This is a genomic window from Streptomyces griseicoloratus (assembly GCF_014534645.1).
GTDB lineage: Bacteria > Actinomycetota > Actinomycetes > Streptomycetales > Streptomycetaceae > Streptomyces > Streptomyces griseicoloratus.
The window spans coordinates 106,014-130,235 of record NZ_JACVQF010000187.1 but is presented as its reverse complement, the minus strand read 5'-3'; the positions used below and the strand labels follow the sequence as shown (position 1 = coordinate 130,235).

Genomic DNA, 24,222 nt, shown 5'->3' with positions numbered 1-24,222 from the left:
GCCGTGGCGAGGCGGTAGGAGTCGGTGCCGGTCTCGATGAGCCGCGCACCCGGCTGCGCCCGCAACCCGTATAGGGGAATGGACCGCGGCCACTACGTCTGGGACAACCGCTCCGACACCGCCACCCTCCGCAACCACCGCGACCGCTCCGTCGACGACCACTCCTGGGGCCACCACCGCCACGGAGACCACCGCTGACACCAGCAGGCCGTGCCGGTGACCCAGGCCCCAGGACCCGGCACGCAGCGGATCGTCCCGGGGAGAGGCCGGCCGGCCCCTCCTTCCGTAGGGTCAGCCGCGGTAGCTGACCCGAGGTGCACCGCCTGTGGGATTGCCGCCGTGTTGCACGCCTGGAAGCCTTGACGATGCTCTGCTCTCCGACGCCGGCCGTGCACGGAGAGCCGTCTGGTTCGGCTCGGTTCCTGCGGTACCTCAAGGGGCCGGAACTCCGACTCCCGTTCCTGTCAGGAACGCGGTGAGGATGCGGCGCAGGCGGGGCTCGACCTCGACGATCGCGTGCCCGAGCCGGGGGTCGCTGGTGTACAGCTCCCGCAGGCGGGGGCCCGGGCTGGCCATCTGCCACAGCGCGCCGGCCATGCCGGTGGCGGTGGCGATCATGTCGAGGACCTGCTGCTCGGTGAGGCCCAGCAGGCGGCTCAACTCACCGCCGATCAAAGCGACTTCGTGCAGCGTGACGAGCTTGAACGCGCGCGCCGCCTCCAGCGACACGTTGCGCTCGAGGTTGAGCGGGGCCTGCGCGAGCAGGTCGCAGAACAGGGGGCGTGCCGCCAGCGTCGCGGCGAAGACCTCGGCGACATCCGCGGGGGTGGCCTCCGCCCTCGCCTCCAGGTCGGCGCGGAGCGATGCGGACCACTCCCGCCAGCCCTCCGCGGTGAGCTCGAGGAAGATCTGCTCCCTCGTCTCGAAGTACCGCAGCAGCGCCGACTTGTGCATGCCCACTTCGGTGGCGATGTCGGTGAGGGTGACCTCGCGGATGCCGCGTCCCCGGCCGAGCGCCCGTGCTGCGTCCAGGATCGCCACTTCACGCGCCTGTTTGGCCTCGGCGCTGCGCGCTCGTTGGAAGGCTGGCTGGCTCATGGAGTCATCATAGGAACACTTAACAGAACGGTGTTGCGTTATTTAGAGAACGGTGTTGTACTAAATGCATGAGTGAAGACGTACGCAGCACGCAGCAGCAGGTCTGGTTCATCACCGGTTCGTCCCGCGGATTCGGCCGCGCCCTCGTCACCGCCGCCCTCGACGCAGGCGATCTCGTCGTCGCCACCGCCCGCCGCCCCGAGGCCCTCGCCAGGGAACTGGAGGAGTACGCCGGCCGGGTCCTCACCCTGCCGCTGGACGTCACCAGCCCCGACGCGGCACACGCAGCGATCGACGCCGCGCTCGCCCGTTTCGGCCGTATCGACGTCCTCGTGAACAACGCGGGATATGCGAACGTGTCTCCGGTCGAGACCTCGGACGACGACGACTTCCGCGCCCAGTTCGAGACCAACTTCTGGGGCGTCTACAACGTGACCAAGGCGGCGCTGCCCACCCTGCGCCGGCAGGGGTCGGGCACCGTGGTGCAGTTCTCCTCGATCGGCGGGCGCGTCGGCGGATCCCCGGGTATCGCCTCGTACCAGGCGGCCAAGTTCGCGGTCGACGGCTTCAGCCGGTCGCTGGCCGCGGAGACCGCGCCGTTCGGAGTGCGGGTCATGGTCGTCGAGCCGAGCGGCTTCGCCACCGACTGGGCCGGCTCGTCCATGACCGTCCACCCCGTCCCGGAGGCCTACGACGAAACCGTGGGCGCGATGAACCGACTGGTCCGCCAGGGGACGTCCGGCGGCGCCGGCGACCCGGAGCGGGCCGCCGAGATCATCGTGCGCACGGTGCGGCGCGGCCCGGTCCCGAGCCATCTGCTGCTCGGCGTGAACGCAGTGACCATGGCACTCGACTACTCCCGCCGCCAACTGGCCGAGGCGAGCGCCTGGGAGAAGGTGAGCCGCTCGGCCGACTTCGCCGAGCCGTACCCCGTGGAACTGCCGCCGCAGGAGACCTGAACAGGTTGACGCTGATGAAACCCAACGCGCGGTCTGGACACACTGGAGCAGTGGCTCCACCGGTCAGCCCCAGGGCAGTGTGGCGTACTCGATCTCGGAGAGCGGCAAGCTGGGCGCGTCCAAGAAGCTCGTCACCACGGACCTGCCGACGATCGCCACCGGCGACGAGGACCATCTGGGCGAGGCGTTCACCGGCTCGTACAACCTGAACTACACGGTCAAGGGCCAGGACCCCGACGGCTGTCGGCGCGGCCTCCGGGCAACTCGTCGGCGCCTACCGGGGAGAGGGCGACGCGGAGGGCGTGACGCTCACCCTGAAGGGGTCCAAGAACAAGCCGGACAGCGGCACGGTCACCGTGTACGACTGGCCGACCGGTGACTGGTACCGGAGCGAACTCGGCGAGACCTTCGACGGGTCCGGCACCTGGTCCGTGGTGCAGGGCGGCACCTCGGCCATCGAGTTCGCGCACCTGTCCCTCTCCTTCACCGCCCCGGAGCGCTTCCTGAACGGGGACACCCTCGACTCCCTGACGATCGCCCAGGGCGACGGGCGCACCTGCCTCTACGCGGACGGCGACCCGGAGGTCTGCCCCGCTTTCCGGCTGCCTCCCAGTCGCCGGTGGTCCCGGCCGGGGTGGCGGGGACGGGATCCCAAGGGGCTGTCATGGCCTCTGCCACCGGCGTCGGCGTGACCGTGATGGCACGCGAAAACCGCATGGCACGGGCAGGTACCTCCCGAGCACCTGAGCAGCGCCCCGGACCACTGGCCGGGGCTTTCCCGTTCCGGGCCGAGGGGGTGTCCTGCCGTGGCCGGACCGGGGCCGGCGGGGACCTGCCACTGGGCCTGTCGATCCGGCACTCGAGGCCGTCCTTCGACCTGCTTCGGCACCGGTTCCGGCAGCAACGGCTCGATCAGCGACCACAGTTCATCCGACACGATCCACGGCCGCCGCTGTCTCTCCCCACGATCAGACCAGCGAGCGGACAAGCCGACAGCCATATCATCAACAGCCTTTGTTGGAGCCAGTAAGTCGCGGCGGAGGGCTGAACGGGGGACGCTGCCCCGTGGCGGAGCTCCGGGTTCAGTGAATCTGCACAGCGAATCCGCAGCCAGGGCACAGGGCGAGAGGGATCTGCGCCAGGGTCTGCCGCATGGAGCTCTGTTTGTGTGGAGTGTCCCGTTCGCGACCGTGGTCGCAGCACATGCCGGGGACCGGTGCTGCGCGGCGTGTGGAGATGCTGTCCCCGACCCGTACGCCTACCTGCACGGATGCGTTGCCTGTCCCTCAACTTGGCAGGCATTCAGGCCAGGTTGGCTGGATACCGGACGTGCTCCGTGCTTTGATCCACTGCGCCGCGAGGGCTGTGCGACAGGCTCCGGAAACGGGTGCCGCGCGCCTGCGGCCGAGGCCCGCGGTCTGTCGCCAGCGGGGCCACCCCCTGTGGATCACCCATACGAAGGGAAGTTTCATCATGCACTCCGCTCCCCAGGTCGAGACCGTCGAGATCTCCGACGCCGAGCTCGACAACGTCTCCGGCGGCCTGGACCCGCACGCCAGCCTCGTAGTCGGCCCCACGGCGGTCAGCGACGCGGATGTCCTGGCCCAGATCGACGCCGTCAAGAACGAGGTCCTGACCACCGCCGGCCAGTACAACCACGCCGGCGTCAGCGTCTCCGTCTGATGACAGTCTGAAAGCCAGCCGGCGCGCCCCTGCCGGCCCGACGGTGAGGGCGCGCTGTTGGCGGATTCGGGCTGTGCGGAAGCCCAACCGCATCGGTCAATGCTTTCCCCTGCCTCCGACTTTGTCGGCCTTCTTCGGGTTCGGCTGGGCATCAGCTGTCTTCTCTGTCTCCTGGCCGGCGAACTGGGCCGGGGATGAGGAGAGTGCCGGCGTGGGCGACGGCGAGGGAGCGGTGCCGTTTGGTGTCGAAGACGGTGGCGTGGCCGGTGCAGACGACGACATGGTGGGGCTTGTGGTCGGGGCAGTCTGCGGACCCGGCGCCGAGCCGGCATCGGGCGAGAACGCCGGCAGCCCCCGGTTCAAGGGCTGGCGGGGGCTCTGCCCCGGAAGGCCGCCGAGGTGCTCAGCCTTGACCGGGTGCCGCTTCGACGGAGGATGGGGAAGAGAGCGGGGCTGCGTGGTGAAGTGTGGGTCTCTGGTAACTCCGGCAGCAAGGAGCGTTTCCTCCGATGACCATACAGCCCGCACGCCCTGAGCGCGGCGGTCCCAGGACCGCCTCGGTCATGGATGTCTCGCCGTTCAAGCCTTCTCTCGTCAAAGCGGTGTTCAGGGACGTGACCTCGATGCACGTTTCCCGGTCGGCCGCGTGGGCCGCCGCGTCGGTGACTCGGACAGTGTTGACGGAGATCATCGACGGTGCGAGGAGAGCGGCGGCGGAGGAGGCTCGGAAGAAGCTGATTCCCGGGGACCTTCTCTCGGCGATCGACCGGAACGTCGAGCTCGAGGTGGGGAGCAAGTGGTACGACCACAGCCCGACGTTCCGAGACCTGACCGGGGTCCTGTACGACACCGCGGGTGTCATCGTGCCTTCCCGTAAGCGCAGCAGGTCACGCAAAACGAGTGCTGTGGTCGGCGCCCACAGGTTCGAGGCCGGAGTCAAGAAGCTGCTGCGGAGCCAGGGGGTGACGGCCGTCCCAGCGATGGTCCGCGACCTTGACGGAATCGCGAGCGTGTTCCTGACGGACCTCGCCCGAGACGCGGCCGTGGTCGTCCGCGAGGGCGGGGCCAGACGTTTCGGTACGGTCACCCCAGTGATGTCGGGCGAACCGGCCTCACCTCCGTTCCTCAAGGATTCCCTCCAGGCCCTGTCCACCCACAAGGGGGACGGGCGGACCATCGGCAGGGATGACATCCTGACCGCCACCACGATTCAGTTGTTCGGCAGCAACCTCAGGCAGCGAGCGCTCGCCGAAGCACACGAGGCGACACAGAACACTTCGGCCGGCTGATCGGGTGCGACCGGCACCGCCGCCTGCACCCCGCCTCCGCCTCGGCCCGGCAGGTGCCGGCCATGTGCCGGGAGCCGGGCTGAGGTGGTGGGGCGGTCCACTCCGGTTCAGCCGGACGTCCGGCGCAGGATCAGGCAGAGGAAGCCAAAGGCGTCCCGGTAGACGCGCAGCCATTGGTCGCGGTGGGTGGTGGCTGCTGCGAGCGCCTGGGTACTGTCCGGATCGTTGGGGTGGTCCAGGGCCCATGAGGCCAGTGCGCCCGTCCAGGCCCATTCGTAGTCGTCGAGCTCTCGGCGTGTGCTGATGTGCCCGTGGACGGGTGTCCACCCATCGGCGATGACGCGGTCCATGGTGGTCGGCAGATCGGAGAGGTTCCCGAGCATGTCGACGGCCTCGGAGGAGGGCTCGCGGGCCCAGAAGCCGTCACCGATCAGGACGCGTCCCCCGGGGGCCAGGTGCTTGCGTGCCGCCGTGAGGGTGGCGAGCAGGCCACCGAAGGCGTGCGTGGCCCCGACGCTGAGCACCAGGTCGAACGCGTGGGAGGCGGCGAAGTCTGCGGCGTCCTCGTGGTGGAGGACGAGGCGCTCGTGAACGCCGAGGGTGCGCGCGGTTTTACGGGCATGGGCCAGCGCGCTCTCGGAGACGTCGACGCCCTCGGCCCGCAGCTGCGGATGCGTGGTCAGGGCACGCACGAGCCACTCTCCGCCGCCGCAGCCGAGGTCGAGTATGCGCTCGTCGCCGCGTGGGATGCCGTGTTCCAGCAGTCGGCGCACGGAGTCGTCGTCGAGCGGGGCCGCAATCGGATGATCCGCATGGGCAAGCCTGGAGATCTGTTCACGGTTCACCGGCGGAGCCTGCCATGGGCTGAGGCGGCACGCACCTGCTTTTCCTCCAGAGCCGGAACGCCGCACAGGCAACCACCGATCCACAGGATTCGACAACCACCCCGTTGCCCGACCGGCAGGTGTTGTACGGAATGCGGACCGATGACCCCTATGGAGACATACGAACTGCTTCGTACGCGACCTGAGTCCCGGAACCGAATGCGTGCAGAGTTGGTCGCCGCGCGCGAGCCGCACTGACACAGATCGTCAACTGATCGGTCTCACGGGGCTGGTCGCTGCGCTGGTCCTGCGTAGGGTCTCAAGGAGGCGGCAGTGCGGCATCCGCGCACTCCCTCCACTGCCGCGCCGAGTGTTCAGGCGCATCCCACAGCATCGTCGACCTTCTGCTCATCCAGTTCATACGCGTCTGGTCGGCCCGCCACCCGGAGAGGCAGTCCGGCTCATGGCTGGGCGCGATGCGTGATCCGGTCGTGCGCGACGCCCTGGTATGTGTCCACGCCCGACCGGAACACCCCTGGACCACCGAGTCCCTGGCGGCCGCCACGGCGGTCTCCCGGACGACGCTGTCCAGGCACTTCCGGTCCGCCCTCGGACAGACGCCGGGCGCGTACCTGACGCAGTGGCGCATGGACCTGGCGTCCGTCCGGCTCCGCGACACCGACGAGCCGGTCGAGTCGATCTCCGGCGCGGTCGGCTACGCCTCTCCGCACGCTTTCAGCCGTGCCTTCCGACGCGCCCGAGGCATGCCCCCGGGCGAGTACCGTTCCCGACTTCGCAAGTGATCGCAGGCAGGTGATCACCGACGAGACTTGAGCACAAGTGCGGCCGTCTCAAAGGCGACGGCGTCCATCCCATTCCTCGCCCACGGCCAGGGCATCCCACTCGCGGTGTCGCTGACCGGCGGAAACCGGCACAAGGCCGTCGACGAAGAGGTCAAGCTCCTCGTGGGCGCGGAAGGCGAGGTTGATGCCGTCGAAGGCGCGCCGGCGTCTCGACGATGAACAGCGCGTCGAACAGGGCGTGTTCGGCGGCCTGCGCCTGCTTGATGTAGTAGTCGATGTCGATGCTGGCGTTCTTCGCGGCGCGCGGGTCCTTCCACAGGCCGTGCCGGCCGGGGCCGCCCACACCGTAGGGGTGCAGCGCGAGTTGGATCGTGCGGGTCATGGCGGTTCCTGTCTGTGAGGAGGGGGAGGGCAAGATCAGGCGTCGAGCTGTTCGCGCAGCTCGGCCCGCCGGGCGCGGCTGGTGCGGCGCCGCGCAGGGTGGGCGCGCGCTCTTCGACGCGTCGACCGGCGCCGTCTCCACCGTGCTGGAGGACGAACGCCACCTCTCCGACCTCCGCACGGCCGCCGCCGGAGCTGTCTGCGCCCGCGCGCTGTCCGGCCCGGACGCGACCCGCGCGACCGTCCTCGGCACCGGCAGGCAGGCCGAACTCCAGGCCCGCGCCCTCACCCTCGTACGCCCGGTCCGCCAGCTCCACGTCTGGGGCCGCGACCATCGCCGGGCGCTCGCCCTCGCGGACCGCCTCGGCCAGGATCTGCCGCGTCGCCGTCACCGCGGCCGCCGATCCGGAGCGGGCCGTGCGCCGGTCCTGAGCGGTCCAGCGAGCGCGACCAGGACGTCGGTAACATCGGCCCGATCACGTCGGTGCCGGGATCATTCCTGTGCTCCGAGCAACGCTGTCACCACTCCTCGTCGCTGATCACCCGGAAGCTGCCCGCGACGCCGTCGTCACCGAACAGGCTCCCCTGGACGGTACGAGTCACAACGCCGTGGGTGGAGCCGTGAGGACCCACGGTGGCGACCGGAGCGCCGTTGTCACAGGTGAAGCCGCGGAAGACCTCGACGGTCTTCCGGCTGTCATTGAAAATACTGAAGCTGCTGGAACCCAGTCCGCTGGCCGCGGAGATGCAGCCGTCGGCGGAGGCCGAGTACGTACGTTCGTTGAAGTAGATCCTTCCCTCTTCCTCATGGCTGTAGCCCTCTTCGCCGCCCTCGCGGTCGCGGCCCTCGTCCTCCTTTTCGCTGCCTGAGTGGCCGTCGCCCTCGGTAACCCCAGTAGGGGCGGCTCGTTGGGCAGGCTTGGTCACACGTTGGGCGGGCTGAGCCGGACGCTGGACAGGGGCGGCCGCGTGGTGCACAGAGGGTGACGCCGAGGTGGCATCGGAGGTCGAGGCGTAAGTGATACCGGTGACTGCAAGGACCGCCGTGCCAACGCCGGCAGTGGCCAGAGCAAATGTATGCGTGGGCATGTCACGTCTCTCGTCTCACGGACATCGGCCGAGCGACCGACTTGCGATGAACGTAATGACTGCCCATGTAGCTGTCATTTCGGACGTGTCCAAGGTGTGACAACGCTAGCCCCGGCCAGGGGCAAGCGGTGCATCGGGGGATGAAAGCGCCCTCCGGCGACGGCATCCCGGTCGGGCGGCAGGTCGTGGTCGTCGACTTCTCGGACATGTACAGCAATGCGGTGCAGGGCGTGTGGGACCCCTCTCAGGCGACCGACCAGCGGGGCTACGACGCCCGCACGAACGCCGCCGGTACGGGTGCGGACTCCTTCACCCCGCCACGGCAACGTGTGGGGTGCGGCCACGAACGCACCGTCCGAGATCACCCACGCGGGCGGCGGTCTCCTGTTCGCCGGCGCCGCCCGATGCTTCATCGGGCGGCGCCAGTCGCGTCACAGACCGTCTGCCTGACGCATTCGCTCCTTAGTCCAGAACCGTTCGCTCTCGGCGGTGGGCGACGCCCTGGCCCGCTCCTTCCGGTCAGCCGTTGTCGCCCATGGCTTTGCGCACCGTGTCCTTGGTGCGGTCCATCAGTGCGGCAATCGGGCCGAGTGCCACGTTCGCCGCACCGGACTCCACACCGGGGTGGGGATGTGTGGGAGCCATGGCTTCGGCGGCCTTGACGGCCTTGGCCATGGCGGCGAGAGCGGTGGCATCGGCGCTGCGGCGGATGTGGGTGAACTCGTAGCGTTCTTCCGCTCGGGCGTGTTGCTGGACGTCGGTGCGCAGCTGCATCAGCTGCGGCATGAACTCGGGGCCGTCGGTGTCCATCTCGTCCAGGGCGGCGAGGGTCTCCTTCGCGGCGCGCTCTTCGGCGAGCCGGTCTTCGACGACCTGCTCGCCGCCGGGGAAGCCGCGTCGGGCGAAGGGGTGGACGACTTCCTCCTCGGCGGTCTCGTGCACGGCCAGCAGCCGCACCAGGCGGCGGAACGCGTCGCGGCGCTCCTCACCGGTGGTGGCCTCGACCTCGTCGAAGAGGTTGCGGATGTCGCCGTGCTGGCGCATCAGCAACGCCACCACGTCGGTGTCCTGGGCCTGGTCGTCCCCGGCCTGCGGGGTGTGCAGCTCGGACATCTCGGCTTCCCTACTTCTCACGCATGGCGGGGTCGGGGTGCTCACCCTCGGACTGGACGCGGTACTCGCGGCCGAACATCTCGTCGTGCTCGGCCATGACCCGCTCGCTCGGCGGCTCCTCGCCGCCGTGGATCTGCTCCTGCATCTGCTCGAACCGCTCGTGCGCCTCACGCACGTAGCCCGCGCCGAGCGTGGTCAGGTCCATCTGGGTGTTCAGCAGCTCGCGCAGGTACTGCTTGTTCGGTTCGAAGGTGAGCACGTTGGGCAGCTCTGGTGCCAGTACGGAGGCGGGATCACGGCCGTCGTGGCGGCGCATCAGGTCACAGGCCGTATGCAGGTGCTCGAGCTCCATGTTGAGGTGCAGCTCCCAGATCGCCTTCACCTTCGGGTCGCTCTCCTGCTCCATGAAGGAGTAGTAGAGGTAGCACTCGTTGTACTCGTGGTTGACCAGCTGCTCCCACCATGTCTCACCCGGGTCGACCAGCGACTCGTAGTGGGTGACGTGCTCCTCCTCGATCAGCCCGATCTCCTGGTACAGCTGGCGGGCGATCGGCTCCATGTAGGTGGGGCCGGTGTTCATGTAGAAGTTCATCGTCTGCTGTTCCGCCGACATGATCGTCAGCGCGTGCAGCTTCGACAGCGGGTCGGTCTCGTCCTTGGCGTACGGGTCGCGGACGTTGTCCACCGGGTCGCGGTGGTGGAACTTCGTGGGCCGGCCGGGCATGACCTCGGTCAGGTTGTCGACGATCGACTCCGCCTTGCGGTGCTCGATCATCTCGTACAGGTTCGCGTACCGGTACAGGTGGTCGAAGTCCTCCAGCACACCGAACTGGTACGCCTGCTTCAGGTACGGATCCGGCTCCATCCGCGCGACCCAGGCGGTCAGGTCGACCGCGACCTGCTCGTAGGCGATCGTCGTCTCCAGCACCGACGACACACCCGGCAGCAGCCAGTTCACCACCTTCTGCTGCTGCGCCTCGATGTACCGCACCCGCGCCAGCTGCCGCTTGATCTCGGGATCGACCGTGTTGCGGGCGAGCTGGTGGCTGAACAGGATCGCCTCCACCTCGATCCCGTTCATCGTGATGATCCGGCACCGGGTGTACGGGTCACAGCGGTCCGGGTCGATGGGCTCCACATTCAGCTCACGCCAGCTGCGCACCTGGCGGTCCAGCGGAATGCCCCGCTGCTCCAGAGGATTGAACGTCATGGGCACTCTCTCGTGGGAAGTCCGGGTGGGCGAAGTCCCCCGTCGCCGTCTTTCAGTCCGCGAGCCAGGGCACCCTGCCATGTTTCAGCCATCAGGCGGCGCCCAGCTACAGCACACGCCCGGACGGTGGCGAGGTCCCTCCCTCAGAGCACCGGTCTTCGGCTGACCGGGCCCACGCACCCCCCGCTCACGCCTCAACCGTCGGGCAGTGCCGCCCCCTCGCGGCGTCGGCGAGTGCGCGGCCCGGCACCGCCTTGCGCACGGGTACGGCGTCCACACCGGTGGAGGCGAGGAGTACAGCCAGTCCGCCGAGTACCTTCTTGCCCGGGGCTGCGTACGCGCATAAGCCGGACGGCTGACCAGGGAGCACCGCCCTGCCGCCTCCGTTTGCCCCACGCACTGATGGGGACTCTGCGCCCATGAGCACCCTGCCCCGCCGCCGGATGCGGCAGAACAGAGTCCTATGGCTGCTGGACGCCGTTGAGCGGAACACCCGGACGGACTCGGTGATCGACGTTCTCGGCAGGGCCGTGCGAAGTCTGCCGCTCGGCGACGTGCGTGACCTGTTGCACGGCAGGTGGCTGGGACATCCGGTGCACCCCTTGATGGTGCAGGTGCCGATCGGCAGCTGGCTGTCCGCCGCGGTACTGGACCTGAGGCCCGGCCGCTCCCGTGAGGCGGATCTCCTGGTGGGCGTCGGGCTGGCCGCTGCGGCGCCCGCCGCACTGGCGGGCGCCGTCGACTGGGCGGAACTGCACCGGCAGCACATGCGGGTCGGACTCGTGCACGCCCTGACCAACACGGCAGCCGTGGTCCTGTACGGTGCCTCGCTCGTCTGCCGCCTCACCGGGCGGACGGGAGCCGGCCGGGCGTACGGCTTTCTCGGGCTGTCGGCGGTCGGGCTCGGCGGCATGCTGGGCGGCCACCTCGCCTACCGGCTGGCCTGCGGTGCCAACCATGCCGAAGAGGTCCCGCACGTCCTCACGGACGGCTGGCACCGGATCGGAACCGTGGACGAGTTCCCCGCCGGCCAGTCCGTGCGGCGCAGCGTGGACGACGTGCCGGTCCTGGTCGTGCGTGAACTCGGCGGGACCCTGCACGCGCTGGCCGAGCGATGCAGTCACCTCGCGGGACCGCTCTCCGAGGGCACGGTCGCCGACGGGTGTGTCCGCTGTCCCTGGCACGGCAGCGTCTTCCGGCTCTCGGACGGCTGGAACGTCCGTGGCCCCGCCACCGCACCGCAGCCCGCCTTCGACACCCGCATCGTCGACGGGCACGTCGAGGTGCGCCTGCGCCGGTAGGACCGGCAGCGAGCGCTCACAGCGTGCCGTCCGCCCGCCCTCCCGTGCCATGACCCGGGGACCGAGTGCCGCAGAGGTGGCCGGGCGAAGTCCGCAGCGAAGGCGCCGGCCGTACCGCCTGCTGCACAGCGCGACGAGTGCGGCCTTCCGGGTGCGTACGTCGGGCCCGGCCGCGGGCGGTGTACCAGCCACTCCCAGTACCAGCGCCGGCGGCGCGTCCGCTGGGCGGCCCGGCGCGGTGTCTCACGCCGGCACAGGGGTACTCGCCGTGCCATGGTCAAGCAGTCGCTGTGGCAGGGGCTGGTCGCGGGGACAGCCGGAGGTGTCATGATGACACTCGGTGAGAAGATCGAGCAGGCTCTCACCGGCCGGCCTGACTCCCATGTGCCCGCACGAGTCCTCCAACGCCTGACCGGCCTGCCCGAGCGCCCCGGCAAGCAGCCACTGCTGGTCAACTGGGCCATGCACCACGGCCAGGCCGCCCTCCTCGGCGTGTTGCGCTCGGTCATGGCCAACGCCGGTCTGCGCGGTCCGGTCGCCTCCGCCCAGTTCGCCGTCGTCCGCCTCACGAACGACCAGATCCTGGAGAACGCCACCGGCGTCGGCGCCCCGCCTTCCGGCTGGCCCCGCAAGGAGCTGGTCGTGGACCTGCTGCACAAGGCCGTCTACGCCTTCGTCACCGGCGCCGTGGCCGACGCCCTCGCCGCCTGTGGCGGGCCCGGACCCGGTGAACGCCATGCCGCCCTGCGCCCCGGCCGTCACCCTGACGTGGGCCCACTGCCCCGCGAGGACGCCCACGGACGGTGGTCCCCAGCACGCCGCCGGCGGCCAGACCGTAACGGGCCGCAGTCCGATTGATGAGTGACGCGGGCGTCTCCCCGGCCGGCCGCACCGTCCGCAACGCTCCTGCGCGTCCAGGCGCCCGCGCGGCACCGGCACAGCGCCGGCGCTACTCCTCAGCCATACGGCATCCGCCGGACGCGCTGCCGGGTGTGCGCTGGTACGTACCGCTGTTCTTGACAGTTCGCGCAGGCGGTCGTGGGGCAGGCCGGGGGAGCGGTGGCCGTTTCGGCCGACCATGGTCTCGTTCGCGATGAGTGCGTTGAGCACGGCTTCCTGTGCAGAAGCGGTCCATCCGGCCCCACGGGGTCCGCGGCGTACCCGGACTCAGGCCGCCGGACCGAGGAGGTCGCGCTCGCCACCCCGGAGACCCTGAGCCAACTCACGGTCCTGGACCGCTTCTCACCGGGCGGAAGGTCACTTCCGGGCTTTATAGTGGTCGACGACCGGCCTGATGCTCACAGCGAGCGCACGGAGGTGGCTGGTGGGTTCGCAGAGCAATGAGGACACTGGGCTGATCCTCGACGCGGACAGCCACTTCAGCATCGGCGGCGTCGGTGCCGCTTTGATCGAGGGGCTGCTGTCCCAGCCGCTGGTCGACCTCCTTGTCATGGACACGCAGCTGCGGATCGTCCAGGCCGAACTGCACGTGCCAAGAGTGGTGAAGCTGTCTGCCGAGGACATCGTGGGGTGCTTCTTCACCGACGCGATGGAGTACTCCGACCCCGATGCGGAGGTCGCGGTCAGCCGCGCGGTGCTGGCCAGCGGCACCCCGGCCCTGGACCGTCTGGTAGGGATCCACTCGGCGGACAGCCTGGAGGTGCATTCCACGAGCATCTTCCGCCTCGAGGACCCGCAGGGGAACGTGATCGGCCTCGCTCGAACGACGACGGACGTCACCGCACGCGAGAAAGCACGCAACAGGCTCGCACTCCTCTCGTCGGTGCGGCAGCGGGTCGGGCGGACCCTGGACATCACCGCCACCTGCCAGGAACTGGTCGACACGGTGACCGTCCGCTTTCCCGATCTCACCGGCACCGTGGTGGCGGGAGCGGAGCCCACCCGCTTCACCGACATCGCCGGCGTGGAGATCGTGGACGGTGTCGTGTCCGGCGGCGACCCTCCGCTCGCGCCCGTGGACCCGGAGGTCACACTGCGGCACGTCGCCTCTGTCGGCTGCGACGAGCTCCTCGCGACCTATCCGCTGGGTGATACGCGCGCTCCCGCGAGTGACACGCCCTACGGACTGGTCTTCTCGGACCTCGAACCACGCATCACCACGCTCACCCCGGACGCGCTCTGGGACCCGGAGATCCGCGACCCCTCCACCCAGGCGCTCATCGCGACCGGAGCCCAGAGCATGATGCTCGTCCCCTTGACCGTGCACGGTGCCGTACTGGGCATGGCCTACTTCTACCGGTGCGGCGACCCAGAGCCCTACGACGACGAGGACCGGGCCACCGCCTGCGAGATCGCCGCCCACGCCGCGCTGTGCCTGGACAACGCACGTCGCTACACCAGCGAGCGGCTGGTGGCCGCGACCATGCAGCGCCGCGCCCTACCCCGCAGGCCTCCGCCCCAGCCCGCGGTGGAGTCCGCCTACCTCAACCTGCCCGGGAGACGGGCCGGATACTGGTTCGACACCATTGACCTGCCCGGAGCCCGCACTGCGCTGGTCGTCGGAGATGTCATGGGGGAGGGCATCGAGGCTGCCATGGTCATGGGACAGCTGCGCACTGTCGTCCACACTCTCGCGGCACTTGACCTGGATCCCGATGAACTCATGCACCGTCTCGACGCCACCGCGACAGCCCTGGCTCAAGAACGGGCAGCCCTTCCGCCCGCCGACCCTCTGCACCGTGAGGCGCTCACGGCCAGCTGCCTCTACGCGCTCTTCGACCCGTTCGCCGGCACCTGCACGATATGCCGCGCCGACCATCCCGGCCCCATCATCGCCGGCCCCGACGGCAGCATCGAGACGCCCGACATCCCGGAAGGGCCGCCCCTGGGGAGCGTCGAGAAGCGCCCCTTCGGCAGCTGCACCTTCGAGATACCCGAGGGCACCGTTCTCGCCCTGCACACCGGCTCACTCCTCGCCGACGACCAGACCGCCTGGGAGGTCCTGAGCGCTGAGCTCAGCCGTCCGGGCCGCCCGCTGCAGGAGCAGGCCGACGCCGTCGTCCGCGCCATCCCAGAGGACACCCGGCCCAGCGCCGCCCTCCTCCTGGCCCGCGCCTGCTCCTTCCCTGCCGACCACGTCGCGACCTGGGAGCTCACCGGCTCCGACCAAGCCGCCTCCATCGCCCGCGAAGCGGCCGTTCAACGGCTGGCCGACTGGGGGATCGGCCAGGAGACTGCCTTCGCCACCGAGCTGGTCGTCAGCGAGCTCGTCACCAACGCGGTCCGGCACGGTGCACCCCCCGTCCGCCTGCGGCTCATCCTGGACCGAAATCTCACTTGTGAGGTCCGCGACCACGGCAGCGCCGCACCGCACCTGCGCCATGCCGGGCCCAGTGACGAGAGCGGCCGCGGCCTGTACATCGTGTCGCAGCTGACCGACCGGTGGGGCGTCCGCTTCGCCGACGGCGGCAAGGTCATCTGGGCCGAGCAGACCCTTCCCGTTTCGGCCGGTTCCCCTCGGTGAGCAGGGTGCCGCCCTCGCAGCGCCGGCTCTTGCCGGTGGGATCCAGCGACAACGTGGTCTGAAGGGCACCGAATGGGAGCCCGCCAAGGCCGAGTGCGTGCGTGGCGATCGTCCGCTTGCACTTCCGGGTCGTGCCGTCCTCGTTCTGGAGGTTTCGATCCGCGCGTCACCGCTGGCGCCGTCGGCTGGCCTTGCCCATCAGTTGCCCCTCCCGGTGTCCCCGCGGGCTCGGTTCGGGGATGTCTCCGGTGAGCAACTGCTCGACGGCGACGCCGATCTCCTGGTGCCGCGAAGCCTGATGGAGGGCTGTGCATTCCGACCCGCTCAGTTATTTGCCTTCCTTCACCCCGCCTTCGGCACTGCCCTCCTAGTGGGCGCCGGCGTCGTCACGCTCCTGCACCTCTTGCTGCGGCCGTGATCCCCGCACTACCCATGTCGGTTCGCGACGACCGCCTGTGGAGAGGATGAGCTCTCGGGCGAGCCGGTCCAGGTTCGACGATCCCCTCAACCTTCTTGTCCTCGCACCCGCCGCATTTCTCCTTGACCACGGCCCGTGTCAAGACATCTCAGAGGGATGAGAAGTCAAGAAAGTCAGCGAGTCTTGATCGCTGCTGAGCCTGCTGATTGGCTGGTCGGCATGACTGATCTCGGGCCCGTTGCCTGGCCGCCTGCACCTATCAGGACCGAGAGGCTCGTATTGCGCGGGCCCGAGACCCGGGACCGTGCGGCGTTCATCGAGCTGCTGGCGTCGCCGGACGTGCACACCTACCTCGGCGGACCCCGCCCGCGTGATGAGCTTGAGCGTGAGTTGCCCGAGGTGCCCGAGCGGTGGCCCGGGAGCTTCGTCGTCGATCTCGACGGAGCGATGATCGGCCACGTCCTGCTCAGGAGAGCAACGGAGCACCGTCGCCCGGCTGCCGCAGGGAAAGCCGATCTCGGCTACCTGTTCCTGCCGCAGGCATGGGGATTCGGGTATGCCGCCGAGGCGTGCACCGCTGCACTCGACTGGTTCGACGGCGTTCTTCCCGGCGAGCCGGTGGTGCTCGCCACCCAGACCGCCAACGTCGCCTCGATGCGCCTCGCGGCGAAGCTGGGGTTCACCGAGGTGGAGCGGTTCTGGGCCTGGGACGCTGAGCAATGGCTCGGCATGCGGTCCCCTGTGACACCCGCCGATTGAGCTCGCGCTCGACAGCGCCTATCTGTCGGAGTGCTGCCGCTGGATGCCCGCCGAAGCCCGGCCCTTCTGCACGAGCCGGTCTCGTCCACAGCGGGCGTAGCGCAGCAGCCGCTGCGTCGGCCCAGGCCGGATGTGACCAGCCTGTTCGGCCGGCTGCCGGCCTGGACGCTGAGGCGGCGTCACTGTCCGGGACCTGGCGGCACCCGGACCCGGACAGCGGCTCCGAGAGGCGTGAGTGCGGGGGCGGTTGCCGGCGCACGGGCGGGTCGGGTGCGCCTTCAGCGCGATTCGGACGAGGCAGGCAGGGGCACGGCTGTCTGCGACGGCGCCCGGCCGGTGTTCTCCTCGGCCACGAGGCGCCACACGCGCTCCCGTTCGCTGCGGCCCCAGGTCTCCTTCGTCGAGAGGATGCCGGCAAGGCCGATCAGGGCCGCGCCCAGGTAGAGCAGCGCGGCGCCCGGCCAGCCGAAGGCTCCCACCAGCGCGGCGGCGAGCAACGGCGCGAAGCCGCCGATGGCCGCGGCGATCTGGTAGCCCAGTGAGGCGCCCGAGGTGCGGGTCGCGGTGCGGAACTGCTCGGTGAGCAAGGCTCCCTGGGTTCCCGTGAGCGAGGCGTGGATGAGGCCGATGCCGATGATGAACACCGTGACCACGAGGGCGGGTTGGGCGGAGTTGGTGAGCAGGTACATCGGGAAGGCGAACAGGATCGCCACGGTGCAGGCGGCGATGTAGATGGGGCGGCGTCCGATGCGGTCGGTGAGAGCGCCGGCCAGGAAGGTCACGGCGATGGCGAGGATGCTGGCGGCGGTGATGGCGCCGAGGGCGACGGGCCGGAGAGCGGGGTGGCGGTCGGTGATGTAGTTGAGCAGGTAGGTCGCGGTGGAGTAGTAGGCGAAGGACTCCACGACGCGCAGGGCGATGACGCGCAGGATGCCGCGCCAGTCGCCGGCGAGGGTAGCCAGCAGGGGGTTCTTCTCGGTCTTGCCGGTGGCCTGGGCTTCCTGGAACTCGGGGGATTCCGACAGACGGGAGCGGACGATCAGCGCGACGACGACCAGGACGGCGCTGAGCAGGAACGGCGTCCTCCACTGCCAGTTGCCCTCCAGTGTGTCGCTGAAGGCGAACACGCCGCTGGCCAGGGCGATGCCCAGGGGGTTGCCGGACTGCGGGATCGCCGCGAACATGCCGCGGCGGTGCCAGGGCGCGTGCTCGTAGGCCATGGTGATCGCGCCGCCCCATTCGGCGCCGAACGCCAGGCCCTGCATCATCCTGATGACCACGAGCAGGACCGGTGCGAGCGCCCCGACCTGCTCGTAGGTGGGCAGTACGCCGATGAGGAAGGTCGCGGCGCCCATGACGATCATCGCCGTGACCAGGACGGGCTTGCGTCCGAACCTGTCGGCGAAGTAGCCGCCGACGGCGCCTCCCAGGGGGCGCATGACGAATCCGACGGCCAGGGTGGCGAAGGAGAGCAGGGTGCCGACGAACCGGTCGCTCTCGGGGAAGAAGACCGCGCCGAAGTAGAGCGCGGAAGCGGTGCCGTAGGCGATGAAATCGTAGTTCTCGACGCTGGTGCCCAGGGCCGCGGCGACCGCGGTCTTGACGCGGTCCTTCGAGCCGAGCACGCTTCGCCGTCCGGCGGTGGCGCTGGTGGACATGCAAGGTCTCCTCGGTAGGTCGCCGACCAGGTGCCGGCGTCAATGCAGTGAGAAGGAGGGGGGCCGCACGAGCGGGGCCGAGTCCCTTGTCCGGGAATTGCGGGCATGACGAACAGACGCCTGGCGGGGCCGTGCAGGGCCGGGGCCTTCGGCGTCATTCAGCGCGACGGACGGTCCGTCCGCGCGAGGGATGAGACGGTGAGGGTCAGAGGGACGGGGTCAGGTCGTCGAGCGCGTTCAGCTTGGCGACCCGGCGACGGGTCTCCTCGTCGTCGTCGAACACGGCGTTGAGGAACTCGCGCATGATGTCGGGTACGAGTGCGTGCGGCACCAGCCACGCCCCCACCGCGATGGCGTTGGCGTCGTCGTGCTCGACGGCCTGGTGGGCGGAGTACGGCTCGTGGGCAAGGCCGCAGCGGATGCCGGGCAGCTTGTTGGCAGCCATGACGGCGCCCTGGCCGGTGCCGCAGACGAGCACGGCCCGATCGGCCGATCCGTCGAGCACCGCTTCGCAGGTCGAGCGGGTGATGTCCGGGAAGTCGACGGGGGCATCGCTGTGAGTGCCGCAGTCGATCACCTCGTGCCCGAGGACCTCGATGGCCTTGCGCACGGCGTCCTTCAGCGGGAAACCGGCGTGGTCTGCGCCGAGGGCGACCTTCATGGCTTGTTCCTTTCAAGCAGGGCGTACTGTCTCGCGTCAGCCGCGGACGCCTCCGCGCTCTCCGGGCGGCGCGGCTGTTCTCGCCGCTCGTGCCGGCAGCGGCGGCGACGGACTCAGGTGTTCAGGCCGTGGCCGGCAGCCGAGGACGTGTCGGTGCGGCTTGGGCGAGAGGCGCGGGGGCTGCCGGGGCACTCAACCGGTGCCCCGCACAGCTCGGTCGATGAAGGTGGTCGCGATGCGCTGACCGACTGCCTCACGGCCGGCGAGGAGATCGATGAGCCCGCGGACCCCGAGCCGGCCGATGGCCGAGGCGTCGTTACGGACCGCGCTGATGGGTGGTGAGGCGAACTCGAACCAGTCGAGGTCGTCGAAGGAGACGATCTCGATGCGGGCCGCCTGCTCGGCGCCGAGCCGCTCCCGCAGCGCACGCACCGCGCCCAGGGTCGTCTGGCCGTTCGCGCCGAACACGGCGGTGAACGGCACGCCGCGGTCGATGACGCGGCTCATGGCCTCGGCGGCGCCGCCGGCCAGGAAGTCACCGGCGTCGAGCAGCCGGTCGTCGGTGCTGATGCCGTGGGCGGCCCGGCCGGCGACGTAGGCGGCACGGCGCTCGGCACCGGTGGAGATCGTCTCCGGTCCGCCGATGAACGCGACGTCGCGGTGGCCCCGGCGTTCGAGCCAGGAGAGCACCTGCTGCACGCCCTGTGCGTTGTCCGTGCCGTACAGCGGTGCGTCGACGCCCTCGACCGTCCGGTTGAGGAAGACCAGCGGCATCCCCGAGGCGAGTGTGGCGGCGAGCTGCGGTGAGATGTTGTCCTGGGGCGAGAACAGCAGGCCGTCGACGCGCTGGCCGGCGAAGGTCCGCAGGTAGGCGTCGGCCTGCTCGGCGTCCTCGTTGGCGTTGGCCAGCAGCACGGTGAAACCGTGCCGGCGTGCCTCCTGCTCGGCCGCGTGAGCCAGCTCGGAGAAGAACGGGTTGCGGATGTCCGACACCAGCAGCCCCAGCACGTCGGTCCGGGCCCGTCGCAGGGACCGGGCCGGCCCGTGGGCGACGTAACCGAGCTCAGCGGCAGCGGCGAGCACCCGGGCCCGGGAATCGGCGGAGGTCTGGCTGCTGCCACTCAGCACCCGCGATGCGGTTCCCAGCGCGACCCCTGCCCTGGCCGCGACGTCCTTGATCGTGGCCATCGCCCCACCTCCTCGTGGAAACGTTTCCATGCGTCTTATGACGTAAAGCTTTCACACGGTGGGCGAAGAGGCAAGGGTCGAGACGAACCCGTGGCCTCTGACGGGACATCACCCGCCTTGCGTCTGAGTTCCTGCCGTGACCAGCGCGAAAGGATCGGATGCCTGGCCACGGCAGGGGCCGCTGGGCCTCAGGCCAGGGCAGATGTGGGGGAGACGGTGTCCGCGGCAGGCGGGGCGGGCGCCGGGATCGGCGTCGGTGTGCAGGAAGAGCAGGGTCGGCACCATGCCGACGAGATGGAGGGCCACGTAGACAGCGCCCGCCGGAGAGTACGTCGACGGTCGCGGCGGCCCTTCGCGACGAGCAGTGGCTGCCGCAGCGGAAGAGCCCGCGAAGCCCAACCGGTCGGCGAGCCGGTCGAGTTCGGTGTGGCGGGCCAGGCCGGCGCGCCGAAGGGGCGGCCGTCGCCGGACGGGTCGGCGTGCAGGGCACGCAGCCGGGTGCTGTCGTTGTCGAGGGGCAGTTCGAGGCCCAGGGCCGGCAGGCCCGCGGGGCTCACGAGCCGGTCGAGGGCGGTGGGGGAGTCGGACATCCGAGGCACGGCTTTCGAGACTCGGTACGCCGGGAGTGCGGGGGGAGACGGCGGGTGTACGGGGGAGTGCATCGGGAGTACATGAACGCGCTCGCGCGGGCGGGACCTGCCATCCCGCCCGCGCGAGCTGGGGCAACCGCAACCCGTCAGGGGTTTCAGAGCGGATCGACCGCCGCCGCGGCAGGGTCAGTTGAACTGGTCCGGGTGCGGGCCGGTGCGCAGGTCGCGGTCGAGGCCGGCGATCGAGGCCATCTCGTCGTCGGTGAGGGTGAAGTCGAAGACGTCGAGGTTCTGCCGGATGCGCTCGGGCGTCACCGACTTGGGGATGACGATGTTGCCGAGCTGCAGGTGCCAGCGCAGCACGACCTGGGCCGGGGACTTGCCGTGCCGGCCGGCGACGCCCGTGATGGCCTCGTCCCCCAGGACGGCGCCCTGGGCGAGCGGGCTCCACGCCTCGGTGGCGATGCCCAGCTCGGCGTGGACTGCGCGCAGTTCGCTCTGCTGCAGGCCCGGGTGCAGCTCGACCTGGTTGACGGCCGGGACGAGCTCGGCGCCGTCGATCAGCCGCTTCAGGTGGTCGGGCTGGAAGTTGGAGACGCCCGCGGTGCGGACCCGGCCGTCGGCGACGAGCTTCTCGATGGCCTTCCAGGTCTCCTTGTACAGGTCACGGGCCGGGGTGGGCCAGTGGATCAGGTACATGTCGACGTAGTCGAGGCCGAGCTTGGCCAGGCTGTCGTCGAAGGCGCGGAGCGTGGCGTCGTAGCCCTGGTCGGCGTTCCACAGCTTGGTGGTGATGAACAGGTCCTCGCGGGCGATCCCGGAGGTCGCGAGGGCCTTGCCGACGCCGGCCTCGTTGCCGTAGATCGCGGCGGTGTCGATGGAGCGGTAGCCGGCTCCCAGGGCGGAGGCGACGGCGGCGGTGGTCTCCTCGTCCGGGACCTGGAAGACGCCGAAGCCGAGCTGCGGGATCTCGACACCGTTGTTGAGGGTGACAGTGGGGATGCTGCTGTTCGATGCCATGGTGCGTGTGGCCTTTCAGGCGGTACGGGTCGTACGGGGGGTCAGGGTGTAGCGGACGGTCTGGGCGCTGATGAGTCCGTCGCGGAAGACGAAGGTGTCGACGCCGTCGGTGACCTCGTGGGTGCCGGTGGCGGCGCTCCACTGCAGGAACAGCACGTCACCGGCGAACTGCGGGGTCAACTGCCAGTCGGCGTCCGGCAGATCGGCGAGCAGGGCGCCGATGCCCCGCCGTACTCCCTCGCGTCCCGTGAGGGCGCCCTCGCGGGTGAGGAAGACGGCGTCCTCGGTGTAGTTCTGGCTGATCAGGTCGAGGTCGCCGGTGCCGAGCCGGTTGCCGTGGTCGGCGAAGACCTCCTGCGGGGTGCGGCTCATCGGGCGAGCTCGGCGAGCGCGGCGGTGGCGAAGCCGTGGTCCTGCTCCGGGGCGCCGCCGCCGACACCGATCGCGCCGATCAGCCGGCCGTCGCGGTGGACGGGGATGCCGCCGGCGATGAAAAGCAACGGCCTGTCGAGGGCGGTGGGCAGCGAGTGGAACGGCCCGTCGGGCTTGACCAGGTCGACCAGGTCGGCGGTGGGGGCGTCGAGCTGCAGCGCGGTGTACGCCTTGCGGGTGCTGGTCTCGCCGGAGATCAGGACGGCCCGGTCGTCGCGGCGGAAGGCGAGCAGGCGGCCGCCCGCGTCGAGGACGGTGACGCTGACCGTGACTCCGGCGGCCTCGGCGGCGCGCCGGGCGGAGTCGATCAGCAGCTCGGCGTCCTGTGTGGTCAGCGGGGCGACAGGGGCCGGTGCGGTGGTGGTGCTCATGAGGGGTTCCTTCTCGGAGGGATGTCTCGGGGATCTCGGGGACAGGGCTGGGGTGCGGGTCAGACCGTTGCCGGGGCGGGCTCGGCCACCGCGGACCCGGTGACGACGCGGCCCGCGCTGTGGGTACGCCGGTCCAGGCGGGCCGCGAGGAAGGCGAGCAGCAGCGCCGTACCGGAGAGGATCGCGCCGACCCAGTTCGGGGCGGTGAAGCCGAGGCCCGCGGCGATCACGACACCGCCGAGCCAGGCGGCGAGGGCGTTGCCGAGGTTGAAGGCGCCGATGTTGGCGGCGGAGGCGAGGGTCGGTGCGGCGGAGGCCTGGTCGAGTACCCACTTCTGCAGCGGCGGCACGGTCGCGAAGCCGAGGGCGCCGATCAGGGAGAGGGTGACCGCGGCGAGGACCTTGTTGTGCGCGGTGGCCGTGAACAGGAGCAGGGCGGCGGTGAGGGCCGCAAGCGCGGTGAAGAGCATCGGCATCAGGGCGCGGTCGGCGAACTTGCCGCCGAGCAGGTTGCCCAGGAACATGCCGACGCCGAACAGGACGAGCAGCCAGGTCACGGCGCCTTCGGTGTAGCCGGCGACCTCGGTCATCATCGGCGTGATGTAGGTGATCGCGGCGAACACACCGCCGTATCCGAGGACGGTCATCGCCATCGCGAGCCAGACCTGGACGTTGCGGAAGGCAGCGAACTCACCGCGGACGCTCACCGACTCCGGGCGGCCGGTCTCGGGGACGAGCCTGGCCACCCCGAGGAGGCCGACGACGCCGAGGGCGGCGACGATCGCGAAGGTGACGCGCCAGCCGGCGGCCTGGCCGACGTACGTGCCGCCGGGGACGCCGACGATGTTGGCCACGGTCAGGCCCATGAACATCAGGGAGATCGCGGAGGCCTTCTTCTGCGGGGCGACGAGGTCGGCGGCGACGACGGAGCCGATGCCGAAGAACGCGCCGTGCGCGAGGGAGGCGACGATCCGGCCGGTCAGCATGAGGCCGAAGCTGGGGGCGGCGGCGGAGAGGGCGTTGCCGGCGATGAACAGGCCCATGAGGAACATGAGCATCTTCTTGCGGGAGACCCGGGTGCCGAGCACGGTCAGCAGCGGGGCGCCGATGACGACGCCGAGCGCGTAACCGGAGACCAGCCAGCCGGCCGTCGGGATGGTGACGCCGAAGTCTCCTGCGACCTGGGGCAGCACGCCCATGATCACGAATTCGGTAGTGCCGATCCCGAAGGCCCCGATGGCGAGGGCCAGGAGCGCGAGTGGCATGGGGGAGTACCTTCCAGGTGGTTGTACGTGGTGGTTAGGTCACAAGACAATAATTGCAGACGCCGACAAAATGCAAGCGGGATCAACCCTGGTATGCATTAGCCGTCGTGTGCAACTATTGGGGGGATGGTCCGACGAAGGAGACCCGATGACCGCCACCGCCCCCGCACTCACCGCCCTGGCCCACGGCTGGTGCGCCCTTTCCTTGCTGCACGGCCGGATCGAGTCCCACCTGGAGCACGCCCTCCAGACCGGACACGGCCTGAGCGTGCGTGAGTACTCCCTGCTCGACGTGCTCAGCCGCCAGCACGACGGAGAGGGCGGTCACCTGCAGATGAAACAGGTCGCCGACGCCGTCGTCCTCAGCCAGAGCGCCACCACCCGCCTGGTCACCCGCCTCGAGGACCGCGGGCTGCTTTCCCGCTACCTGTGCCCCACCGACCGCCGGGGCATCTACACCAACGTCTCCGAGGAGGGCCTGAGGCTCCTCGAACAGGCGCGCCCCACCAACGAGGCCGCGCTGCGCGAAGCCCTCGCCGAAGCCGCCGAGGACCCGCAGCTCGCGCCCCTTGTCCGCACGGTCGAGGCCATCCGCACGCCGGCGGCGGTGGCCGCAGCATGAAGGC

General features: G+C 70.0%; 22 protein-coding genes and 3 pseudogenes. 12 read left to right on the top strand and 13 right to left on the bottom strand.

What is annotated here, in order from left to right; all coding sequences use genetic code 11:
- Positions 1–81: 81 nt before the first annotated feature.
- Positions 82–198, top strand: a pseudogene (locus H0H10_RS14335) (lamin tail domain-containing protein); the annotation flags it as partial.
- A gap of 234 nt (positions 199–432) precedes the next feature.
- On the opposite strand, the gene H0H10_RS14330 reads toward H0H10_RS14335, so the two are convergent.
- Positions 433–1,098: a TetR/AcrR family transcriptional regulator gene (locus tag H0H10_RS14330; RefSeq protein WP_188181301.1), complete on the bottom strand. Its 666-nt coding sequence runs from the start codon at positions 1,096–1,098 to the stop codon at positions 433–435.
- 68 nt (positions 1,099–1,166) lie between these two features.
- Here H0H10_RS14330 and H0H10_RS14325 point away from each other — a divergent pair, with 68 nt between their 5' ends.
- The 4 genes from H0H10_RS14325 to H0H10_RS14310 all read left to right on the top strand — a co-directional run bounded on the left by H0H10_RS14325 (position 1,167) and on the right by H0H10_RS14310 (position 5,029).
- Positions 1,167–2,057 carry an SDR family NAD(P)-dependent oxidoreductase gene (locus H0H10_RS14325; RefSeq protein WP_188181300.1) on the top strand — a complete coding sequence of 297 codons (891 nt, stop codon included), beginning with the start codon at positions 1,167–1,169 and terminating at the stop codon, positions 2,055–2,057.
- A gap of 302 nt (positions 2,058–2,359) precedes the next feature.
- Positions 2,360–2,749, top strand: a complete 390-nt coding sequence (locus tag H0H10_RS14320; protein WP_188181299.1) for a hypothetical protein — start codon at positions 2,360–2,362, stop codon at positions 2,747–2,749.
- Positions 2,750–3,530: 781 nt separating this feature from the next.
- A complete protein-coding gene (locus H0H10_RS14315; RefSeq protein ID WP_188181298.1) occupies positions 3,531–3,740 on the top strand; it encodes a hypothetical protein in 210 nt (69 codons plus the stop codon).
- Positions 3,741–4,249: 509 nt separating this feature from the next.
- The gene (locus H0H10_RS14310; protein WP_188181297.1) at positions 4,250–5,029 is read left to right on the top strand and encodes a hypothetical protein; all 780 of its coding nucleotides are present in this window, start codon (positions 4,250–4,252) and stop codon (positions 5,027–5,029) included.
- A 107-nt stretch (positions 5,030–5,136) separates the two neighbouring features.
- Here the strand turns inward: H0H10_RS14310 and H0H10_RS14305 are convergent, their stop codons facing one another.
- Positions 5,137–5,874 carry an SAM-dependent methyltransferase gene (locus tag H0H10_RS14305; protein ID WP_188181296.1) on the bottom strand — a complete coding sequence of 246 codons (738 nt, stop codon included), beginning with the start codon at positions 5,872–5,874 and terminating at the stop codon, positions 5,137–5,139.
- Between the two features lie 353 nt (positions 5,875–6,227).
- Here H0H10_RS14305 and H0H10_RS14300 point away from each other — a divergent pair.
- Positions 6,228–6,656 (top strand): annotated as a pseudogene (locus tag H0H10_RS14300) (helix-turn-helix domain-containing protein); the annotation flags it as partial.
- A 205-nt stretch (positions 6,657–6,861) separates the two neighbouring features.
- Here the strand turns inward: H0H10_RS14300 and H0H10_RS14295 are convergent.
- Positions 6,862–7,071: pseudogene (locus H0H10_RS14295) on the bottom strand (LLM class flavin-dependent oxidoreductase); the annotation flags it as partial.
- Between H0H10_RS14295 and H0H10_RS41245 the strand changes: the two are divergent.
- The gene (locus H0H10_RS41245) at positions 7,037–7,576 is read left to right on the top strand and encodes a hypothetical protein (protein ID WP_188181295.1); all 540 of its coding nucleotides are present in this window, start codon (positions 7,037–7,039) and stop codon (positions 7,574–7,576) included. The pseudogene H0H10_RS14295 and the gene H0H10_RS41245 overlap by 35 nt on opposite strands.
- Here the strand turns inward: H0H10_RS41245 and H0H10_RS14285 are convergent.
- The 3 genes from H0H10_RS14285 to H0H10_RS14275 form a co-directional block, all read right to left on the bottom strand.
- Positions 7,557–7,964 (bottom strand): hypothetical protein, encoded by a 408-nt coding sequence (locus H0H10_RS14285; protein ID WP_188181294.1) that lies wholly within the window; start codon positions 7,962–7,964, stop codon positions 7,557–7,559. The genes H0H10_RS41245 and H0H10_RS14285 overlap by 20 nt on opposite strands.
- Positions 7,965–8,645: 681 nt before the next feature.
- Entirely contained in the window at positions 8,646–9,239 is a 594-nt protein-coding gene (locus tag H0H10_RS14280) for a hemerythrin domain-containing protein (RefSeq protein WP_188181293.1), read from the bottom strand.
- A 10-nt stretch (positions 9,240–9,249) separates the two neighbouring features.
- A complete protein-coding gene (locus H0H10_RS14275) occupies positions 9,250–10,449 on the bottom strand; it encodes a hypothetical protein (RefSeq protein ID WP_188181292.1) in 1,200 nt (399 codons plus the stop codon).
- 443 nt (positions 10,450–10,892) lie between these two features.
- On the opposite strand from H0H10_RS14275, the gene H0H10_RS14270 reads away from it, so the two are divergent.
- The 4 genes from H0H10_RS14270 (at position 10,893) to H0H10_RS14255 (ending at position 16,411) form a co-directional block, all read left to right on the top strand.
- Complete coding sequence (locus H0H10_RS14270; RefSeq protein WP_188181483.1) at positions 10,893–11,750, top strand: Rieske (2Fe-2S) protein; 858 nt, start codon at positions 10,893–10,895, stop codon at positions 11,748–11,750.
- A gap of 273 nt (positions 11,751–12,023) precedes the next feature.
- A complete protein-coding gene (locus tag H0H10_RS14265; RefSeq protein WP_188181291.1) occupies positions 12,024–12,608 on the top strand; it encodes a hypothetical protein in 585 nt (194 codons plus the stop codon).
- Between the two features lie 466 nt (positions 12,609–13,074).
- Positions 13,075–15,234: a SpoIIE family protein phosphatase gene (locus H0H10_RS14260; RefSeq protein ID WP_188181290.1), complete on the top strand. Its 2,160-nt coding sequence runs from the start codon at positions 13,075–13,077 to the stop codon at positions 15,232–15,234.
- Positions 15,235–15,871: 637 nt separating this feature from the next.
- Positions 15,872–16,411 carry a GNAT family N-acetyltransferase gene (locus H0H10_RS14255; RefSeq protein WP_188181482.1) on the top strand — a complete coding sequence of 180 codons (540 nt, stop codon included), beginning with the start codon at positions 15,872–15,874 and terminating at the stop codon, positions 16,409–16,411.
- Positions 16,412–16,689: 278 nt separating this feature from the next.
- Here the strand turns inward: H0H10_RS14255 and H0H10_RS14250 are convergent, their stop codons facing one another.
- The 7 genes from H0H10_RS14250 to H0H10_RS14220 all read right to left on the bottom strand — a co-directional run bounded on the left by H0H10_RS14250 (position 16,690) and on the right by H0H10_RS14220 (position 23,596).
- Complete coding sequence (locus H0H10_RS14250) at positions 16,690–18,069, bottom strand: MFS transporter (RefSeq protein ID WP_223179862.1); 1,380 nt, start codon at positions 18,067–18,069, stop codon at positions 16,690–16,692.
- Between the two features lie 205 nt (positions 18,070–18,274).
- Positions 18,275–18,730 (bottom strand): RpiB/LacA/LacB family sugar-phosphate isomerase, encoded by a 456-nt coding sequence (locus H0H10_RS14245; RefSeq protein ID WP_188181289.1) that lies wholly within the window; start codon positions 18,728–18,730, stop codon positions 18,275–18,277.
- 192 nt (positions 18,731–18,922) lie between these two features.
- Positions 18,923–19,918: a LacI family DNA-binding transcriptional regulator gene (locus H0H10_RS14240; protein WP_188181288.1), complete on the bottom strand. Its 996-nt coding sequence runs from the start codon at positions 19,916–19,918 to the stop codon at positions 18,923–18,925.
- 776 nt (positions 19,919–20,694) lie between these two features.
- Entirely contained in the window at positions 20,695–21,528 is an 834-nt protein-coding gene (locus tag H0H10_RS14235) for an aldo/keto reductase (RefSeq protein ID WP_188181287.1), read from the bottom strand.
- 15 nt (positions 21,529–21,543) lie between these two features.
- Positions 21,544–21,900, bottom strand: a complete 357-nt coding sequence (locus H0H10_RS14230; RefSeq protein WP_188181286.1) for a nuclear transport factor 2 family protein — start codon at positions 21,898–21,900, stop codon at positions 21,544–21,546.
- Positions 21,897–22,331, bottom strand: a complete 435-nt coding sequence (locus H0H10_RS14225; RefSeq protein ID WP_188181285.1) for a GlcG/HbpS family heme-binding protein — start codon at positions 22,329–22,331, stop codon at positions 21,897–21,899. The genes H0H10_RS14230 and H0H10_RS14225 overlap by 4 nt, the downstream gene beginning before the upstream one ends.
- Positions 22,332–22,390: 59 nt before the next feature.
- The gene (locus H0H10_RS14220) at positions 22,391–23,596 is read right to left on the bottom strand and encodes an MFS transporter (RefSeq protein ID WP_188181284.1); all 1,206 of its coding nucleotides are present in this window, start codon (positions 23,594–23,596) and stop codon (positions 22,391–22,393) included.
- Positions 23,597–23,744: 148 nt separating this feature from the next.
- Between H0H10_RS14220 and H0H10_RS14215 the strand changes: the two genes are divergently transcribed.
- A complete protein-coding gene (locus tag H0H10_RS14215; RefSeq protein WP_188181283.1) occupies positions 23,745–24,218 on the top strand; it encodes a MarR family winged helix-turn-helix transcriptional regulator in 474 nt (157 codons plus the stop codon).
- The last annotated feature ends 4 nt before the right edge of the window (positions 24,219–24,222 follow it).

Coding starts and splice junctions, on each gene's coding strand:
- H0H10_RS14330 (WP_188181301.1), bottom strand. CDS start 1,098: ATGAGCCAGCCAGCCTTCCAACGAGCGCGCAGCGCCGAGGCCAAACAG.
- H0H10_RS14325 (WP_188181300.1), top strand. CDS start 1,167: ATGAGTGAAGACGTACGCAGCACGCAGCAGCAGGTCTGGTTCATCACC.
- H0H10_RS14315 (WP_188181298.1), top strand. CDS start 3,531: ATGCACTCCGCTCCCCAGGTCGAGACCGTCGAGATCTCCGACGCCGAG.
- H0H10_RS14310 (WP_188181297.1), top strand. CDS start 4,250: ATGACCATACAGCCCGCACGCCCTGAGCGCGGCGGTCCCAGGACCGCC.
- H0H10_RS41245 (WP_188181295.1), top strand. CDS start 7,037: ATGGCGGTTCCTGTCTGTGAGGAGGGGGAGGGCAAGATCAGGCGTCGA.
- H0H10_RS14280 (WP_188181293.1), bottom strand. CDS start 9,239: ATGTCCGAGCTGCACACCCCGCAGGCCGGGGACGACCAGGCCCAGGAC.
- H0H10_RS14275 (WP_188181292.1), bottom strand. CDS start 10,449: ATGACGTTCAATCCTCTGGAGCAGCGGGGCATTCCGCTGGACCGCCAG.
- H0H10_RS14270 (WP_188181483.1), top strand. CDS start 10,893: ATGCGGCAGAACAGAGTCCTATGGCTGCTGGACGCCGTTGAGCGGAAC.
- H0H10_RS14265 (WP_188181291.1), top strand. CDS start 12,024: ATGGTCAAGCAGTCGCTGTGGCAGGGGCTGGTCGCGGGGACAGCCGGA.
- H0H10_RS14255 (WP_188181482.1), top strand. CDS start 15,872: ATGACTGATCTCGGGCCCGTTGCCTGGCCGCCTGCACCTATCAGGACC.
- H0H10_RS14250 (WP_223179862.1), bottom strand. CDS start 18,069: ATGTCCACCAGCGCCACCGCCGGACGGCGAAGCGTGCTCGGCTCGAAG.
- H0H10_RS14245 (WP_188181289.1), bottom strand. CDS start 18,730: ATGAAGGTCGCCCTCGGCGCAGACCACGCCGGTTTCCCGCTGAAGGAC.
- H0H10_RS14240 (WP_188181288.1), bottom strand. CDS start 19,918: ATGGCCACGATCAAGGACGTCGCGGCCAGGGCAGGGGTCGCGCTGGGA.
- H0H10_RS14235 (WP_188181287.1), bottom strand. CDS start 21,528: ATGGCATCGAACAGCAGCATCCCCACTGTCACCCTCAACAACGGTGTC.
- H0H10_RS14230 (WP_188181286.1), bottom strand. CDS start 21,900: ATGAGCCGCACCCCGCAGGAGGTCTTCGCCGACCACGGCAACCGGCTC.
- H0H10_RS14225 (WP_188181285.1), bottom strand. CDS start 22,331: ATGAGCACCACCACCGCACCGGCCCCTGTCGCCCCGCTGACCACACAG.
- H0H10_RS14220 (WP_188181284.1), bottom strand. CDS start 23,596: ATGCCACTCGCGCTCCTGGCCCTCGCCATCGGGGCCTTCGGGATCGGC.
- H0H10_RS14215 (WP_188181283.1), top strand. CDS start 23,745: ATGACCGCCACCGCCCCCGCACTCACCGCCCTGGCCCACGGCTGGTGC.